Raw genomic sequence first — 16,685 nt, forward strand, 5'->3', positions numbered from 1 at the left:
CTGGATCAGGCCACTGGCCCGGGCGTCAGGCCGAGGGCTTGAGGCCGCGGGCGATGAGGCGTCCGAGGCGGCCGGAAAAGGCCTTGGCGTCGATCGGCCGCTCGCCGTCGAGAATCTGGGCCTCGTCGAGCAGCAGGCGCGCTGCGTCCTCGCGGAAGGCCGCCTCGTCCTCGCCGAGCGCCGCGAGCCTGACCACGAGATCGTGGCCCGGATTGATCTCGAGCACCGGCTTGGCGGCGGAAGGGATCCGGCCCGCTCCAGCCAGCAGCTTTTCCAGCTGCCGGTCCATGCCGTGATCGGGCGCCACCAGGCAGACCGCGCTCTCGGTCAGGCGGTCGGAGGCCCGGACATCGGAGACCTCGTCGCCCAGCGTCTGCTTGACGAAGGCGATGAAGGCGGTGACCGCCTCGCTCGCCTGCGGGGACGGCGCGGTCTCACCCTCCGCGAGCGGGATCAGCTGAAGGTCGGTTGCGCCCTGGGTGACCGACTTGAAGGGCTTGCCCTGATAGTCGATGCCGGCGGTCACCCAGAAGCTGTCGACCTGGTCGGGCAGCAGCAGCACCTCGATGCCGCGCGCGCGGAAGCCTTCGAGTTGCGGCGAGGCGGCCAGCCGCTCGAGATCGGAGCCGGTGACGTAGTAGATCGCGGTCTGGTTCTGCTTCAGCGCCTCGACATAGTCCTTCAGCGAACGCCAGCCGCCGCCGGCGGCGGTGGTCTTGAAGCGGGCGAGGCCGAGCAGCGTCTCGCGGCGCTCGAAATCCTCGTAGAGGCCCTCCTTCAGGACCGGACCGAACGTCTCCCAGATCGTGGCATAGCTGTCCGCGTCGTTGCTGGCGAGCTTGTCGAGTTCCGACAGGACACGATGCGTGACGCCTTTCTTGATCGCGCCGAGAATGGCGCTTTCCTGGATCATCTCGCGCGAGACGTTGAGCGGCAGATCGGCCGAATCCACCAGGCCGCGCACGAAGCGCAGGTAGCGCGGCAGAAGTTCGGCCTCGTCGGTGATGAAGACGCGCTTCACGTAGAGCTTCATCCGGCCATGCCGGTCGGGGTCGAAGAGATCGAACGGCTTGGAGCCGGGCACGAAGGCGAGCACGGAATATTCGTGCCGGCCTTCGGCACGGTAGTGCAGCGTCAGGGCCGGCTTGTCGAACTGGCCGGCGACGCTGCGGTAGAAATCGGCATAGTCGTCTTCGCTGATCTCGGACTTCGGCTTGGTCCAGAGCGCGGCGCCGTCGGCGATCTCGGCCGGTTCCGCGCCCGGCTTGTCCAGGATGGAGATCGGCACCGGCACGTGGCCGGACTGCGCCTTGACGATGCGCTCCAGCGTCGCCCGCTCGGCATAGGCCTTGGCGTCCTCCATCAGGTGCAGCACGACCCGGGTGCCGCGGGCGGGTGCCTCCGCGAGATCGACATGGCCGACCGTATAGGAGCCCTTGCCGTCCGACGACCAGATGGCGGCTTCCTCCGTGCCGGCCCGGCGCGAGACGACGTCCACCTTGTCGGCCACCATGAAGACCGAATAGAAGCCGACGCCGAACTGTCCGATCAGCTGCGCGCCGTCGCCGCTCTTGCTGGCCTCGATGCGTTCCATGAAGGCCTTGGTGCCCGAGCGGGCGATGGTGCCGAGCGCTTCCACCATGTCGGCAAGGCTCATGCCGATGCCGTTGTCCTCGACCGTCAGGCGGCGATTGTCGGGATCGAGGGCCAGCGTGATCCGCGGTTGCGGGTCGTCGCCGAGCAGGGCCGGGGAGGCGATGGCCTCGTAGCGCAGCTTCTCGCAGGCATCGGCCGCATTGGACACGAGCTCGCGCAGGAACACGTCCTTGTCCGAATAGACCGAATGCACCATCAGGTGCAGCAGCTTGGCGACATCGGCCTCGAAGGAGCGGCTTTCGGGGGCAGCGGCGTCGGCGGTCGTCATGGCGATCTTCAGATCTCTGTTTGTTGCGGACGAGCGACGAAATGGCGGGAACGGCGGCCGATTTCAAGAGCCGTCGCGCGCAATGCGGGTCAGCTTCGGCCGCCGCTGCGCAGCACGATGCAGGCGCCGCCGGCGGCGCGGATCCGGTCGCACAGCCGGTCCGCGGCAAGGCGGGTCGGCGCGCCGACCCGCACGCGATAGTAGGGGCTCGTGCCGCGGCTGCGCAGCCGGGATCCAAGGATCATCGGCTGGACATTGCCCAGGATGCCGGACAGCCGGGCACGGGCGCGGCCATAGCTGGCGAGCGCGATCGCCTTCGAGAAATGTCCGGCAAGCTGCACGCCCCAGGGGGCGAAGGGGCCCTCCGCCGCGGCGAGAATGCCGCCGGGGCGGCGCAGCTGCGCCGTCACCTGCAGGCAGGTCTGCTGCGGCTGGTCGTGGGCGACCGTGGCTTCGGCGGGCGCGGCGCGGCGCGTATCCTCGGCCCAGTCCTGCGCGGTTCGGCCGGTGATCCGATAGACATAGTCCTGCGTTTCCGCAGGCAGGCCGCCGCGCCCGGCCAGGAAATTGGCGACCCTGGTCGGCCCGCCATTATAGGCTGCCGCGGCGAGGCCGAGATTGCCGAACTGCTTGACATGGTCGGCGAGCAGGTGGGCCGAAGCGGCGATCGCCTGCTCCGGGTCGAACGGGTCGGCCAGCCCGCGTTCGCGCGCCGTTCCCGGCATGAACTGGGCGATGCCCTGCGCGCCGGCGCTGCTCACCACGCCGATGCGGAAGCTGCTCTCGGCCCAGATCAGCCGCGTGAAGAAATGGACCGGAAGGTTGTGTCGCCGCGCGCCCGTTTCGATCAGCCGGCAGATCGTCTGCGGCAGGCTTTCGCCGTCGGTCGCCTGGGCCCTTGTGGCCGAGGGCAGAGCCGCCGACGCGAGCAGGGTCGCGGCCAGCAGCACCGCGGCGCGGTTCGCCATCACGCCTGGTATCATGCGCATCCCCGGTCCGGCATGGCCTGCGCCATAGCATTTCGGGCGCGCCCGACAAAGGGCGACGGTCTGCGGCGCACTGTCCTATCGTCGTCAGATCGTCACGCCGCCGTCGATGACGATGTTCTGCCCGGTGACGAAGGAGCCGGCCTTGGAGGCGAGGAAAACCGCGGCCCCGGCGATCTCGTCGGGTTCGCCGATCCGCCGCAGCGGCGTCGTCGCGGTCCGCTCGGCGAGGCCGGCCGGATCTTCCCACAAGGCGCGCGCGAAATCCGTCTTGATCAGGCCGGGGGCGATGCAGTTCACGCGCACGTTGTGCGGGCCATATTCGACCGCCAGGTTGCGGGCGAGCTGCATGTCGGCCGCCTTGGAGATGCAATAGGCGCCGATGATCGGCGAGCCGCGCAGGCCGCCGATGGAGGAAATGATGATGATGGAGCCGTCGCGCCGCTCGATCATGCCGGGGGCGACCATGCCGATCAGCCAGTTGTTGGCGATGATGTTGTTGCCGAGGATCTTGGTGAACTGGTCGTCGCTGATCTCGTTGAGCGGTCCGTAATAGGGGTTGGACGCGGCATTGCAGACGAGGATATCGATGACCGGGCCGAAGGCGGCGCGGGTTTCCGCGACCAGCCGGGCGAGGTCGTCCTTGGAGGAGATGTTGGCCGGTATCGCGATCGCCCGGCCGGCGCCGTGCCGGCCGTTGATCTCGGCGGCCACCGCTTCGCAGGCGGCCGCCTTGCGCGAGGATATGACGACCTGGGCGCCATGTTCGGCAAAACGTTCGGCAATCGCCTTGCCGATGCCGCGCGACGAACCCGTGATGATGGCGGTCTTGCCGCCGAGGTCGAACAACGTCATGGAAACCTCCCGCGATTCATGGGGCCAGCATGCCCGCTTTGGCTGAGGATGAATATAGACGGCTCGGCGCCGCCGACATGCGGAGCGGCTTGCCGCGGCGGTCCGCCTGCGACAAGATCGTGCGGGCGCCTCGGTGGGCCCTGACGTGCATGGGATGATGGCCGCGAGCGGCCGTCCGGGCCCGCAAGGCGGGTTCCGGGCCGAGCGGCCATGTGGCGACAGGGGCGTCTCATGGATCTGACCACGCTGACGACAGTGCACACCGCGATCAGCATTGTCGCCATCCTCACCGGCGCCATTGCGGTCTTCGGGCTGTTCAAGGCTTCGACCGACGGATTCTGGACCGCCATTTTCCTGGCCACGGCCATCCTCACCAGCGCCACGGGTTTCCTGTTCCCGTTCAACGGGGTGCTGCCGTCGCATGTCGTCTCGGTCATCGCCCTGGCCGTCCTGGCGCTGGTTCTGGTGGCCCGCTACGGCCTCGGCCTCGCCGGTCCGTGGCGGTGGATCTATGCGGCCGGAATGGTGTTCAGCCTCTATTTCCTCGTCTTTGTCGGGATCGCTCAGGCCTTCGCCAAGGTCCCGGTTCTCCAGGCCGCCGCGCCGACCCAGTCCGAACTGCCGTTTTCGCTGGCGCAGGGGCTGACCCTCGTCATCTTCGTGGCGTTGGCGATCGCGGCCTCGCGCAGTTTCCGGCCGCCTGTGGCGCGCCTCGCCTGACCGCCGGCCGGGCGCGGCGCGTCGGTCGCCGGGCGTTCCGGCAGCCTGCTGCCACGCCCTGGCAGCAGGCTGCTGCTATGTCCCTCGCCGAATGGCCACGACAGAGGAGGCACGGCATGACGGTCAAGGGCAGCTGCCATTGCGGCGCGACGCGATTTGAGGTGGACGAGGCGCCGGCCACCGTGACGCGCTGCACCTGCACCTATTGCTCCAAGCGCGGCGCGCTGTGGGCCTATTACCGGCCGGCGCAGTTCCGGCTGACGGCGCCGGCCGACCATGCCGCGACCTATCGCTGGAACACCAGGACGATCGCCCATCATTTCTGCACGGTCTGCGGCTGCAGCACCTATGTCGAGACGCCCGACTGGTCGTCCGGCTCGGCCGATTTCGACAATCCGAAAATCAGCATCAACACGCGGCTGCTGGACGATTTCGATCTCGACGCCGTCCCGGTGGACACGATCGACGGCAGGAATCTCTGGTAGGAGGCGATCAGAGCCGCCCGGGCCGGCCCGCGAAATAGCGGGCAGGGGAAGCCCCCATGGCCTGGCGGAACATGGCGATGAAGGCGCTCGGCGTGGCATAGCCGACCGCATCGGACACCTCGGCGACCGCATCGCCGCGCGCGAGCCGCTCCAGCGCCGCGACCAGCCGCGCCTGCTGACGCCATCGGCCGAAGCTGCTGCCGGTCTCGGCCTGGAACAGGCGGCGGGCGGTCCGCGGCGCGAGCCCGGCCCAGCGGGCCCAGTCGTCGAGCGTGCGGGCATCGGCCGGCCGGCGGGCGATCGCCGTGGCGATGCGCGCCAGCCGGCGATCCCGGGGCATCGGCAGGTGCAGGGGCTCGCGCGGCGCCCGGGCGACCTCGTCGATCAGCACCGCGGCGAGCCGCAGCTGATCGGCCGACAGGGTATCGGCCATCGCCCAGGTGACGGCTCGCCGGACCAGCGCGCCCAGCACCTCGCTGATGCCGCTGACCCGCGGCTTGGCCGGCAGCATGCCGCACCCGTCCGGACGGATCATCACGACCCAGCCGCTGATGACGCCGCTGAGGCTGACCTTGTGGTCGCTGCCGGGCGGGATCCAGCCGGCGCGGTTCGGCGGCAGCAGCCAGGAGCCGTGCCGGCTGCGGACATGAACGAGGCCGCTTTCGATGCAGAAGAGCTGGCCGCGAACATGACGGTGCCAATCGAGCTCGCGGGTTCCCAGGCGATAGGGCCCGTCGTCGCGGTCGTTGCCGCGCAGGGCTATGACGAGGGGGCCGTCGGCACGGTCGAAAGCGTCGGGCATGGTCTGATGCCGGCAGTGGATTTGGCCATTTTGCGACATTTATCGGCTGGATAGCGGTACCGCAACCTGATGGTACCGCGCGATCATGCGGCGCGGCGACGCCCACCTGTGCCGCCGCATGTTCGCAGGAGATATCATGGCACTCGATCCGGCCTCGTTCGTCGTGCACGACGTCAGCCGTTTTCCCGTCGTCCACGCCCGGGCGGAGGCGATCCAGCCGGGCTATGCCGGGCAATGGTCGCGCGAGATGGATGCGCTGCTCGCGCAGGACCAGACATTCGTGGTGGTGATGGCCGGCAACGAGGCGGCCGAGACCCACGAGGACCGCAAGCAGCGCGGCCTTTGGCTGAAGCGCAACAGGCAGGTGCTCGGGCGCAGGTGCCTTGCCCTCGTCGGCGTCGAACCCGACGGGCTGAAACGTGCGGCGCTCCGGCTGCAGGCCGCGATGGCGGTCAAGGCCTTCGGCATTCCGGCGGAGATCGTCGCCTCCGCCGCCGAAGCCGAACAGGCGAGCGCCCGCATCCTGCGCGGCCAAGCGACGTAGCCGGCGCCGTCGGGGCGGCCGTGCGCCGCGCCGGGCTTGCGTGCGTGTCCCGTCGCCGCCCATGCTGGCTGGAAACGCGCGAGGAGGCCTCGATGACCATGCTCAACGACCATTGCTCGGTGGAACGGCGGGAGCACGGCATTGCCTGGCTGACCATAACCAATGCCGGCAAGGCCAATATCCTGGGCTCGCCGGTCATTGCCGCGCTGACGTCGGGCATCGAGGCCCTGGCGAAGGAGGCGGATCTGCGCGCCCTGGTGCTGACCGGCGCCGGCGAAACCAGCTTCATCGGCGGCGCCGACATCAGGGAGATGGCCACGCTCGATCCGGCCACGGCGGAGCGCTTCATCACGGGCTTGCGGGATCTCTGCGAGGCGGCCCGCCGGTTTCCCGCGCCGGTCGCCGCCCGCATCAACGGCTGGTGTCTCGGCGGCGGACTGGAGCTTGCCATGGCCTGCGATTTCAGGATCGCGGCCGACACGGCGAAGTTCGCCATGCCCGAAGTGAAGGTCGGCATTCCCTCGGTCATTCATGCCGCGCTGATGCCGCGCCTGATCGGCATGGCCCGGGCACGCTGGCTGATCCTCACCGGCGCGACCATCGATGCCGCAACCGCGTGCGAGTGGGGCCTGGTCGACGTTGTGGCTCCTGCGCCGTCGCTGGATGCCGCGGTCGAGACCGCGCTTCTGCCGGTCGTGGCGTGCGGGCCGGCGGCGCTGCGCGCCCAGAAGGAGCTGCTGCGGGCCTGGGAGGAACTGCCGCTCTCCCAGGCGATCGACGCCAGCATCCCGGTTTTCGGGCGCGCCTTCGGCACCGGCGAGCCCCAGGCGCATATGCAGGCCTTTCTCGAGCGCAAGCGCTGAGCGACCGTTGGAAAGCGGTTTGAACGGCGTGGCTTGACGTGTTTCAGGCTTGGGACGCGGACCCGGGCTACACTTGGCCGGATGGGGCGTGCCTCCCTGCTTTTGGGCCGGCGCATGGCATCAAGAATGGCCGCGCCCCTGGGCGTCGACCTCGAAAGACGGCCGACTTCCGTGCCGGGCGAGGTGGGAGGGCGACTACTCCATGTCTCGGCGGATGTTGCGCGCGACCCGCAGAATCAAGCGCCATTCTATCTTGCGCGGGGCGCGGTGGACGAGGCCGAACTCTCCAAGCTCCGCGATCTGAAGATCATCCCCGGCGTGCCTGCCCAGGTGTTCGTGCAAACCGGCGATCGGACGACTTTATCGTGTCTCACGAGGCCCCTAATGGATCAAGTGAGACGTATATTCAGAGGGGCATAATATTGCACAAAATTACAGCGTACACACGATTATATCTCGATTTTGCGATATATTATTTATTTTCGTAATGTTTATTCCATGGTGTTATTATTGATATATTTGAGATTCGCGCAATTGATAATGATGTTATCATAATTGATGCGCCAGATATTTGAATATAGCTCATCGTTGTGCTCGATATTAATGAAATTAAGTGAAGTGCAGCGGATATAATAAAAAATGATACTCCAATGAAAAAGAACAATGAAATAGAAATCTGCGTTTTTCTCTCGTTCATGGTGATTTTTACCTATGATTTAGCGTCAATTTTAGACAATGCTGTATCGGTCGAATTTATTTCGAGGCGAAGTATGCGCATATTATAATTATCATGATGTTGTTCGATTATCTAGTGTTGGATGTGTTGAATTTGGGGTTGTCTTTCACGTTTCGCTTAAGTGGAAATTCCAGAGATGGAGGGCGTCCTGGATCAGTCGGCAATAAATGAGTGGTGGAGAAATTCGATGGACTCGCAGTTCAAGCTCAAGCCGTCAGATGACGATGGTCCGTACGATTGGGATTGGGACGGAGGTGGCGGCGATGGGCCGCCCCGCCCGAACGGGGCCCTGACAATGATTCCGAACCGCCAAGGCCGGATCCGCAACCAGATTCTCGTCGGCAAAAAAAGTCAGAGAGTTGTTATGGCTGGAGGAAGAGCAGCTAAAGGCCAACAAAATAGCATATGACGCTGTGCTATTTGCGGCGGCAGCGGCCGGCGCGATCGCGGCTGGTGACGTTGTCCCCTGAAGCGCCCTCGGTTTGAATTGGACTCCGTCGGAAGGAGATGGAGATGAAGAAGAGCCGGTTCAGCGAAGAGCAGATCATTGCGGTGCTGAAGGAGCATCAGGCCGGGATTGCGGTAGCGGATATCTGCCGCAAGCACGGGATGAGCGACGCGACCTTCTACAGCTGGCGCGATCGCTATGGCGGCATGGAAGTATCCGACGCACGTCGGCTGAAGGCGTTGGACGACGAGATAGACGGTCTCGAACGGGCTCCGTGCGGCCGGATCAGTCGATCGGCCGGAGACGCTTGGACACCTGGCTCGCGATCGGCGCACCGCTGTCGCGTTCCGCAACCGCCTGCTTGAAGCCGACCTCCTGGGTGCGCTCGCGGAACCACATGCCCTCGGGCGTGTGGCGCGAAATGCCGTCGAACAGGGTCGCGAACATCTGCGTGGTGCTCAATCCCATGTTTTCGTAGGCCTGGTTCACCACCATCTTGGTCATCATCAGCTGGTTGCGCGGCACGCCGCGCAGCCGGCCGACCAGGGCCTCGACCGCCGCGTCGAGTTCGGGCTCGGGCACGGCCCTGAGCGCGAGGCCGATCGAGGCCGCCTCGGTTCCGCCGATGAGGTCGCCGGTCATCATCATGCGCTTGGCCATCTGCGGGCCGAGCCGGTAGACCCACATGGCGGGGGTCGGCACGCCCCAGACGCGTGCCGGCGGATAGCCGATGCGGGCATCCTCCGCCATGATCAGGAAGTCGCAGCACAGGGCGATGTCGGAGCCGCCGGCGACCGCCGCCCCATGCACGCGCGCGACCGTCGGCTTGGTCGCGCGCCACAAGGCCATGAAGTCCTGCGTGTTGCGCCACATCATCGAGAAATCGAGCGTCGGATCCCACGGCATGTCCTGCGAACCGGTGATCTCGCCCTTGCGTTCGGCATAGTGCTTGAGATCGTAGCCGCCGCAGAAACCGCGGCCGGCGCCCTTGAGCACGATGACATGCACGTCCGGATCCGCTTCCGCCGCCTCGACGGCGGCGCGGATCTCGCGCGGCATGACGCCGTCGATGGCATTGAAATGGTCCGGGCGGTTCAGCGTGATCGTCGCCGTGCGGTCGCCGGTGTCGTAGAGCAGTGTCTCGAACCTCATGGGGCGCTCCCTGTCGCAGCCGGCCTTGACCGCCGGCCGTTGTTGGATATTTCATATTTTGACGATAATAGACAAAGATCGCAACATGAACGAATGGGCCGCGGGCATGAATGTCAGCGCGCGGTCGGTGATCCTCGATCTCCTGGCGACCGATGCCGGGGCGGCCTTTTCCGCGGCCGATCTGCTGCGCGCCGGGGCGGCCTTCGGGCTGGGCGCCGTGGGCATGAGGACGGCGATGACCCGGCTGAAGGCGGAAGGGCGCCTCGTGCAGAAGGCGCGCGGCCTCTATGGCGTGGGGCCGGCCGCCGAGGCGCTGCAGCGCCGCGTGCTGGGCTGGCGCTCGGTCCAGGCGCGCCGGCGCGGCTGGAGCGGCCAGTGGCTGCTGGCATTGGCCGGGCCGGAAGAGCGGGCCGACCGGACGGTCTGGCGGCGCACGCTCAAGGCGCTGGCGCTCGAGGGCTTCGCCGAAGCCGAGACCAATGTCTGGGTCCGGCCGGCCAATCTCGCCGGCGGAGCCGAGGCCATGCGGGCACGGCTTGGCGAGCTCGGCCATGCGCGGTCGCTGCTGATCGTGACGGCCGACGAGGTCGATGCGCTTCGCGCCGGCCGGTTCGCCCGGCTCTGGGACGGGCCTGCGATCGCCGCGGGTCATGCCGACATGGCTGCGGCGCTCGGCGGCAGCGAGGTACGGCTCGCCCAGGCCGATCTGGCCGCGGCCGCTGCGGAAACGCTGGCGCTCGGCCGCCGCGCGGTCCGGCGCATCGTGCGCGACCCTCTGCTGCCGGAGACGTTCGGGACGGTCGCTGCGCTGGCCGGTCTGGTCGCCGCCATGGATCGCTACGACCGCTTCGGCAAGGCGGTCTGGCGGCGCTATCTCGCGGGCTGAGACCGGGCGTGTCTGCTCAGGCGGCCTTGGCGGTCGCCGTGACGCGGGCCGTGATCCGGCCGTGGAACAGGGCGGCGATCAGGTCCGACTGCGTGACGACGCCGAGCAACTCCCCCTTGGCGCCGATGACGGGCAGATGATGCCAGCCGCCGTCGGCCATCAGCGGCACCAGTTCCGCGATCGGCGTTTCGGGCCGCGCCGAGCGCACGGGCGCGGACATGATCTCCTCGACGGAAGCCTGGGCCGGCCGTTTCAGCAGGGCCGCCTCGCGCAGGCGGTGGACGAGGCCGACACGCGGACCCTTCGGCCCCCACACCATCTTGTCGACGAGGTCCGTGGCGCTGACGATGCCGACGACGCGCTCGTTCTCGCCGATCACCGGCAGCGCCTTGACGCTGTGACGGCGGAGCAGGGCCGCGGCTTCCAGCCAGGAACTGTCGGGCGAGACGGTGACGACGTCGCGCGACATGATGTCGGCGCAGGTCATGGCGCCCGAGCGCCGATGGAAGGCCCGTTCCTCGGCCTGGTGAAGAATATCCTCGAGATCGTCCCGGCTGATGTCGACGAGTTCGCCATGGGCGGCCAGCGCCGCGTCGAGATCGGCGGCGGTGAAACCGAGGCGTTCGCTCGGTTGCGGATCCGCCGTCTGATGGTCGCGGCGGACCGGGGCCGGCCGATGCGGGTAGCGGCGCCCGGTGAGATTGTTGAAGAGGAGCGCGGTGGCGAGCAGCAGGGCCGAATCCACCCCGACCGGCCAGAGCGCGAAGCCATAGCCGGCGGCCGTGACGGTCGGGCCGCCCAGCACGGCGGTCAGGGCCACGGCGCCGCCCGGCGGATGCAGGCAGCCGAGCAGCATCATCGCGGCAATGGCCCCGCCGCCGGCAAGGGCGGCGGCAAGAATGGGATCGCTGACATGGCTTGCCGCCGTGACGCCGATCAGCGCCGAGATGACGTTGCCGCCGAGGATGGACCAGGGCTGGGCCAGCGGGCTTGCCGGCACCGCGAACAGGAGGACCGCGGAAGCGCCGATCGGGGCGATCAGCAGCGGCAGGGCCGGGGAGGGCCCGAGCGCGAAGCGCATGGCGAACCCGGTGACGAGAATGCCGCAGAGGGCGCCGACTGCCGCGCGCAGGCGTTCGACCGGTGTGACCGGGGCAAGCCCCGGCCCCAGGCGCTTCAGAAGGGATGCAATGCCATGCATAAGGGGAACTCGCGCTGGCGCCGTCGGTGTTCGGATGCGTCGAGACAGGACCCCGCGCGTGCCCAAGCCAGTAGCAAGTTGTCGGTATTTTGGGCAATGCCAGGATCTTTCGTTTTTCACCGCGTTCGGGGAACGTCTTTGCGTTCGTGCGGCGATCGTCCGCGAGAGTTTTCCTGGAGGGCCGGTTGTCGCGGACGGCCGGTGACACAGCGGGTGGAATCTGCGGGTCAGCAGTCGCCCCGTGCCTCGGCGAGCAGCCCGGGCCGGCCATGCATGGTGCAATTGGGGGTTGACAAGATCTAGGAAAATAGTCATAGTGCGAGAAATGTAACGTCCCATCATCGTGCCCGGAGGCCCCGCCTGCCGGGCTTTTTGCTTTGGAGGGCTTCGACAGGATGAGCAGATCTACCGTGGCGGCGGTGGCCGCGGCGCGCAGGGCGTCGAAGCCTTCGGTCGTGCCGGCGCCGGCCGCTATGGCAGAGCCGGCCGCGCCGCCGGCAGGAGAGGCGGAAGAAGCCGCCTCGACCGCCGGTGGCGCGGCCGCGCGAGGCACACCGGGCCGTCCGCCGAAATATCGCGACGATTTCGCCCGCCAGGCCGCCAAGCTGTGCTCGCTCGGCGCGACCGACGACGATCTTGCCGAGTTTTTTGCCGTCAATGCGCGCACCATCCGGCGCTGGAAGGTGGAGCATGAAGCCTTCTGCGGCGCCCTGCGGCTGGGCAAGGGGCTGGTCGACGACCAGGTGGAGCGCAGTCTCTACCAGCGGGCCGTGGGCTATTCCTGCGACACCGTGAAGATCTTCACCCACCAGGGCCAGGTGATCCGCGCCGAATACCGGGAACATTATCCGCCGGATACGACGGCGGCGATCTTCTGGCTGAAGAATCGGCGGCCCGAACAGTGGCGCGACAAGCAGGACCTGAACCACGGCGGCAACCTGACGGTCGAACTTGTCAAATTCGCAGACGATCCGAATCCCTAACGGCTGGCGTCCGAGATGGTATCAGCGCGACCTGTGGAACCATCTGGAGAGGGGCGGCAAGCGTGCGCTGATGGTGGCGCACCGACGCTGGGGCAAGGACGAGGTGGCGCTGCATCGCGCAGCGGTCGCGATGATCGAGCGGCCGGCGACCTACTGGCACATGCTGCCGGCCTATGCCCAGGGCCGCAAGGCGATCTGGAACGCCATCAATCCCCATACCGGGCGGCGGCGGGTTGACGAGGCCTTTCCGCAGGACATCCGCAGCCGGTCGAACGACAGCGACATGTTCATCGAACTCATCAACGGGGCGACCTGGCAGGTGGTCGGATCCGACAGCTATGACGGCATCGTCGGCTCGCCTCCGGTCGGCGTGACCTTTTCCGAATGGGCCCTGGCCGACCCGAGAGCCTGGGCCTACATCCAGCCGATCCTCGCCGAGAACGACGGCTGGGCGCTGTTCATCACCACGCCGCGCGGCAAGAACCATGTCGAGCGCATGGTGCGGGAGCACCGCGGCGATCCGAACTGGTTCGTCGGGGTGCAGACCGTTGACGATACCCGCGCCATCGGCAAGGCCGCGATCGAGGAGGCGCGCAAGGGCTACCGCGCGCTGTTTGGCGACGACCAGGCCGACATGCTCATCGAGCAGGAATATTTCTGCTCCTTCGAGGCCGCGGTGATCGGCGCCTATTACGGCCGCCAGATGGCTGCAGCGGTCCGCGAGAAGCGCGTCTGCGGCGTGCCCTACGATCCGGCTGCCCCGGTCTGGACGTCCTGGGATCTCGGCATGGACGATGCGACGGCGATCTGGTTCGTGCAGATCGTCGGCCGGGAATTCCATGCCATCGACTATTGCGAGGCGACCGGGATGGACCTCGCGCACTATGTGCGGGAGATCAAGGCCAGGCCCTACATCTATGCCGGCCATATCCTGCCGCAAGACGTGAAGGCCCGGGAGCTCGGCACCGGCAAGAGCCGGCAGGAGGTTCTCCAGGAGCTCGGCCTCGACATCACGGTCTGCCCCGATCACCGGGTGGACGACGGCATCAGCGCCGTGCGCCTTGCCCTGCCCAAATTCTGGTTCGATGCCGAGAAATGCGCGCGCGGCATCGAGGCGCTGAAGCTCTACCGCGCCGAATATGACGAGAAGAACCAGGTCCTGAAACCGCGCCCGGTGCACGACTGGGCGAGCCATCCGGCCGATGCGCTGCGCTATTTCGCCATCGGCATCGGCGGCATGTCGGGCGCCGGCGCGCCGCAGAACTGGACAATGCCCGTCGGGGTCTATGCGTGAGGATCCGTGGTGGCTGACGTGAGACGTCCCGAGCTGCGCTCTTGTGATCCGACCTGGCAGGAGCGGATCGGCGGATGGTTGATGGGCGACGGCCGTGCGTTGTTACCACGCGGCCGTCTGGTCGGCACCGCCGGGCTTGGTTCGACCGGACCTGGGCTGGTGAATTTTACCCTGCAGGCACCGCTTTGGCCGCAGCAGGCGAGCCACGACGACAGCGACGGGAACTATGCCGGGGCGGCCTTCAACGGCCTTGCTGCGGCAGGGCGCGGCGTCGACCGCAGCGTCACGCGCCGTTGGGCCGGACAGCCCTGATCGGATCAACCTGACGCCCGGCGTCGATCGTCCGGGACGGAGATTCACGCCATGGCCGATACGACAGCCATGACCGACAGCGAGCTGCTGGCGCTCGTCGACGGCATGATCGCGCAATGCGTCGCCTATGACGACGAGGAGATGCGCCACAACCGCGCCCGGGCGCTGGAATATTACCGCGGCGAGATGCGCGACCTGCCGGCGCCCGAGGGGCGTTCCTCGGCGGTCTCGAAGGACGTTCGCGCGGCGGTGGCCAGGCTCATGCCGTCGCTGATGCGCACCTTCGCCGGCGGCGACAAGGTGGTGGAATATGTGCCGCGCACGCCGCAGGACGAAGCCTTCGCGGCCCAGGCGACCGACTATGTGAACTACAAGTTCTGGACCGACTGGGGCGGCTATCGCGTCCTTGCATCCGCCTTTCAGGATGCGCTCCTGCTGCGCAACGGCGTGATCAAGCATTGGTGGGACGAACGGGCCGACATCGCCGTGGAGCGTTATGCGCGGCTGACCGCGCTCGATCTCGAAAGCCTTCTCGCCGATCCGGCGGTGACCTTGCTGGCGGTCCGCGGCTATCCCGAAACCGATCCGGCCATTCTGGCGGTGGTGCCCGAGGCGCAGCGCTACGACGTCAGGGTCCGCCGCGCGCGGATGAGGGCCGGGATCCGCATCGCGGCCGTGCCCGGCGAGCAGTTCCTGATCGATCCGGAGGCGGTGACGATCGAGGATGCGCGGATCACCGTCCATCGCTTTCCCGAGACGCGCTCGAACCTCGTCGCCATGGGCTTCGACCGCGCGGTCGTCGACAGCATTCCCGGCCATTCCGGCGACATCGAGAGCGAGGTGCGTCGGGCTCGCCTCGGCCGGTCCGGCGGCCTCTCGGAAAACCACGGCATGGGCGGCCCGGCGACGCAGGTCGTCGAATATGCCGAGGTCTATGCCCGCATCGACCATGACGGCGACGGCTATGCCGAACTGCGCAGGATCTGCATCGCCGGCTATGCGGGAGCGCATCGCATCCTCTCCAACGAGGAATGGGACGAGATGCCGTTCTCGGACCTGCCCTGCGAGATCGTCGCGCACCGGTGGCAGGGCTTCTCGCTGTTCGACGACATCGAGGATGTCCAGCGCAAGAAGACCGCGCTCGTCCGCGGCATGCTCGACAACATCTATTGGCAGAACGCCCAGCAGCCGATCGTCGATGTCGGCGCCATCGAGGATCCGAGCGACATCACCAATCCGCAGTTCGGCAAGCCGATCCGGCTGAAGCCGGGGCGCGATGCCCGGGCGGCGCTCGCCTACAACCAGGTGCCGTTCACGGCTGCCGCCTCGCTCGGCGCGCTCGAATATCTCGACCAGGAGGCGGTCGACCGTACCGGCGTTTCGGATGCCTCGACGGGACTGTCTCCCGACGCCCTGCAGAACCAGACCGCCACTGCTTCGCGCATCCTGGAAAATGCCGCGACTGCGCGGGCCGAGATGATCGCCCGCACCTTCGCCGAGACCGGCCTTCGCCGGATGTTCGGTGCGATCCTGCGGCTGATCGTCAAGCAGCAGCCCCAGGACGAGGTGATCCGGCTGCGGGGCGAATGGGTAACCTTCCAGCCCTCGCGCTGGAATCCGGAAATGGATGCCTCGATCAATACCGGGCTCGGCGCCGGCTCGCGCGAGCGCGACATGGCGATGATGATGCAGGTGGGCCAGATCCAGAAGGAGATCATGGCCACGATGGGGCTCGACAATCCGCTGGTCTCGCTCGACAACCTCGCCAATTCGCTGGCCAAGTTCGTGGCCGCGGCCGGGCTCCGCTCGCCCGAGCTCTACTTCATGAAGCCGACGCGCGAGGCGCTGGCGCGCATGGCGGCGCCGAGACCCGATCCTGCCGTCGGCCAGGCGGCGGCCATGATGCAGATGGAACGCGAGAAGCATCAGGCTGAGATGGCCGCCGAGGCCGCCCGCGCCGCGGCCGAAACCGAGCGCGACCTGCTGGTCGAACGGATCAAGGCGGATGCGGCGCTCGAGCTGCAGCGCGAACGGCTCCTGGCCGAGCGCGAGCTGAAGCGCGCCGAGCTGGAGACCCGCATCGCCCTGGCTCAGGCCGAAGCGCTGCGGTCGGTGACGCCGGACGAGGCGCTGAACCCGGCGGTCCAGGCGACGCTCGACGGCATCACCCGCGCCACCGACGAACTGTTGCAGCCGGGAGCGCGGCCGTGACGGGCACGACCGTCGCCGCCGGCCCGGCAGCGCCGCCGACGCCGGCGGAAGCCCGCTTCGTTGCCGAACATCCCGTCCTGGTCGCCGCCCTTGCCATGCTGGAGCAGGACGCCGTGGAGCGGGCCATCGCGGCCGACCCGGCCGATGACCAGATCCGGCGCCTGGCGCTCGACGAAGCCCGCGCCATCAGAGCTTTGCGCGCTCGGCTGGCCGCCCTCGGCCGGCCAGCACCCGAGCCCGCCAAGGGCCCGTCGCCTTACGCCTGACGGGCGGCACGAACCAC

The 16,685-nt window shown here is 67.6% G+C and carries 17 protein-coding genes and 1 pseudogene; 12 read left to right on the top strand and 6 right to left on the bottom strand.

The window, feature by feature from the left end; translation table 11 throughout:
- Positions 1 to 25 precede the first annotated feature (25 nt).
- The 3 genes from htpG to OZ671_RS09075 form a co-directional block, all read right to left on the bottom strand.
- Positions 26 to 1,924, bottom strand: coding sequence for a molecular chaperone HtpG (htpG, locus tag OZ671_RS09065; RefSeq protein WP_268860456.1), 1,899 nt, complete (start codon positions 1,922 to 1,924; stop codon positions 26 to 28).
- An 89-nt stretch (positions 1,925 to 2,013) separates the two neighbouring features.
- Positions 2,014 to 2,892 (bottom strand): lytic transglycosylase domain-containing protein, encoded by an 879-nt coding sequence (locus OZ671_RS09070; RefSeq protein ID WP_103168235.1) that lies wholly within the window; start codon positions 2,890 to 2,892, stop codon positions 2,014 to 2,016.
- A 105-nt stretch (positions 2,893 to 2,997) separates the two neighbouring features.
- Positions 2,998 to 3,765 carry an SDR family oxidoreductase gene (locus OZ671_RS09075; RefSeq protein ID WP_268860457.1) on the bottom strand — a complete coding sequence of 256 codons (768 nt, stop codon included), beginning with the start codon at positions 3,763 to 3,765 and terminating at the stop codon, positions 2,998 to 3,000.
- A gap of 231 nt (positions 3,766 to 3,996) precedes the next feature.
- On the opposite strand from OZ671_RS09075, the gene OZ671_RS09080 reads away from it, so the two are divergent.
- Complete coding sequence (locus OZ671_RS09080; RefSeq protein WP_268860458.1) at positions 3,997 to 4,485, top strand: hypothetical protein; 489 nt, start codon at positions 3,997 to 3,999, stop codon at positions 4,483 to 4,485.
- A gap of 116 nt (positions 4,486 to 4,601) precedes the next feature.
- The gene (locus OZ671_RS09085) at positions 4,602 to 4,970 is read left to right on the top strand and encodes a GFA family protein (protein ID WP_268860459.1); all 369 of its coding nucleotides are present in this window, start codon (positions 4,602 to 4,604) and stop codon (positions 4,968 to 4,970) included.
- Positions 4,971 to 4,977: 7 nt separating this feature from the next.
- Here OZ671_RS09085 and OZ671_RS09090 read toward each other — a convergent pair whose 3' ends face one another.
- A complete protein-coding gene (locus OZ671_RS09090; RefSeq protein ID WP_268860460.1) occupies positions 4,978 to 5,772 on the bottom strand; it encodes an AraC family transcriptional regulator in 795 nt (264 codons plus the stop codon).
- Positions 5,773 to 5,908: 136 nt separating this feature from the next.
- Between OZ671_RS09090 and OZ671_RS09095 the strand changes: the two genes are divergently transcribed.
- The 4 genes and pseudogenes from OZ671_RS09095 to OZ671_RS09110 all read left to right on the top strand — a co-directional run.
- On the top strand, positions 5,909 to 6,316 hold the full coding sequence (locus tag OZ671_RS09095) for a hypothetical protein (protein ID WP_268860461.1): 408 nt from the start codon (positions 5,909 to 5,911) through the stop codon (positions 6,314 to 6,316).
- A 92-nt stretch (positions 6,317 to 6,408) separates the two neighbouring features.
- Positions 6,409 to 7,179 carry an enoyl-CoA hydratase gene (locus OZ671_RS09100; protein ID WP_268860462.1) on the top strand — a complete coding sequence of 257 codons (771 nt, stop codon included), beginning with the start codon at positions 6,409 to 6,411 and terminating at the stop codon, positions 7,177 to 7,179.
- A gap of 923 nt (positions 7,180 to 8,102) precedes the next feature.
- On the top strand, positions 8,103 to 8,324 hold the full coding sequence (locus tag OZ671_RS09105) for a hypothetical protein (protein ID WP_268860463.1): 222 nt from the start codon (positions 8,103 to 8,105) through the stop codon (positions 8,322 to 8,324).
- Positions 8,325 to 8,428: 104 nt separating this feature from the next.
- Positions 8,429 to 8,632, top strand: a pseudogene (locus tag OZ671_RS09110) (transposase); the annotation flags it as partial.
- A 16-nt stretch (positions 8,633 to 8,648) separates the two neighbouring features.
- Here the strand turns inward: OZ671_RS09110 and OZ671_RS09115 are convergent.
- Entirely contained in the window at positions 8,649 to 9,515 is an 867-nt protein-coding gene (locus tag OZ671_RS09115; RefSeq protein WP_268860464.1) for a crotonase/enoyl-CoA hydratase family protein, read from the bottom strand.
- A gap of 85 nt (positions 9,516 to 9,600) precedes the next feature.
- Between OZ671_RS09115 and OZ671_RS09120 the strand changes: the two genes are divergently transcribed.
- Positions 9,601 to 10,401 (top strand): hypothetical protein, encoded by an 801-nt coding sequence (locus tag OZ671_RS09120; RefSeq protein ID WP_268860465.1) that lies wholly within the window; start codon positions 9,601 to 9,603, stop codon positions 10,399 to 10,401.
- Between the two features lie 16 nt (positions 10,402 to 10,417).
- On the opposite strand, the gene OZ671_RS09125 is transcribed toward OZ671_RS09120, so the two are convergent.
- Positions 10,418 to 11,602, bottom strand: a complete 1,185-nt coding sequence (locus OZ671_RS09125) for an HPP family protein (protein WP_268860466.1) — start codon at positions 11,600 to 11,602, stop codon at positions 10,418 to 10,420.
- A gap of 395 nt (positions 11,603 to 11,997) precedes the next feature.
- On the opposite strand from OZ671_RS09125, the gene OZ671_RS09130 reads away from it, so the two are divergent.
- From OZ671_RS09130 to OZ671_RS09150, 5 genes are all read left to right on the top strand, one after another.
- Positions 11,998 to 12,585 (top strand): hypothetical protein, encoded by a 588-nt coding sequence (locus tag OZ671_RS09130; protein ID WP_268860467.1) that lies wholly within the window; start codon positions 11,998 to 12,000, stop codon positions 12,583 to 12,585.
- A 70-nt stretch (positions 12,586 to 12,655) separates the two neighbouring features.
- Entirely contained in the window at positions 12,656 to 13,879 is a 1,224-nt protein-coding gene (locus tag OZ671_RS09135) for a hypothetical protein (protein ID WP_268860468.1), read from the top strand.
- Positions 13,880 to 13,888: 9 nt separating this feature from the next.
- Positions 13,889 to 14,191 carry a hypothetical protein gene (locus OZ671_RS09140; protein WP_268860469.1) on the top strand — a complete coding sequence of 101 codons (303 nt, stop codon included), beginning with the start codon at positions 13,889 to 13,891 and terminating at the stop codon, positions 14,189 to 14,191.
- Positions 14,192 to 14,242: 51 nt separating this feature from the next.
- A complete protein-coding gene (locus tag OZ671_RS09145) occupies positions 14,243 to 16,402 on the top strand; it encodes a portal protein (protein WP_268860470.1) in 2,160 nt (719 codons plus the stop codon).
- Positions 16,399 to 16,668: a hypothetical protein gene (locus OZ671_RS09150; protein WP_268860471.1), complete on the top strand. Its 270-nt coding sequence runs from the start codon at positions 16,399 to 16,401 to the stop codon at positions 16,666 to 16,668. Before OZ671_RS09145 ends, OZ671_RS09150 begins: the two co-directional genes overlap by 4 nt.
- Positions 16,669 to 16,685 lie beyond the last annotated feature (17 nt).

Origin of the sequence: Phreatobacter sp. AB_2022a (assembly GCF_026847585.1) — a bacterium.
Lineage (GTDB): Bacteria > Pseudomonadota > Alphaproteobacteria > Rhizobiales > Phreatobacteraceae > Phreatobacter.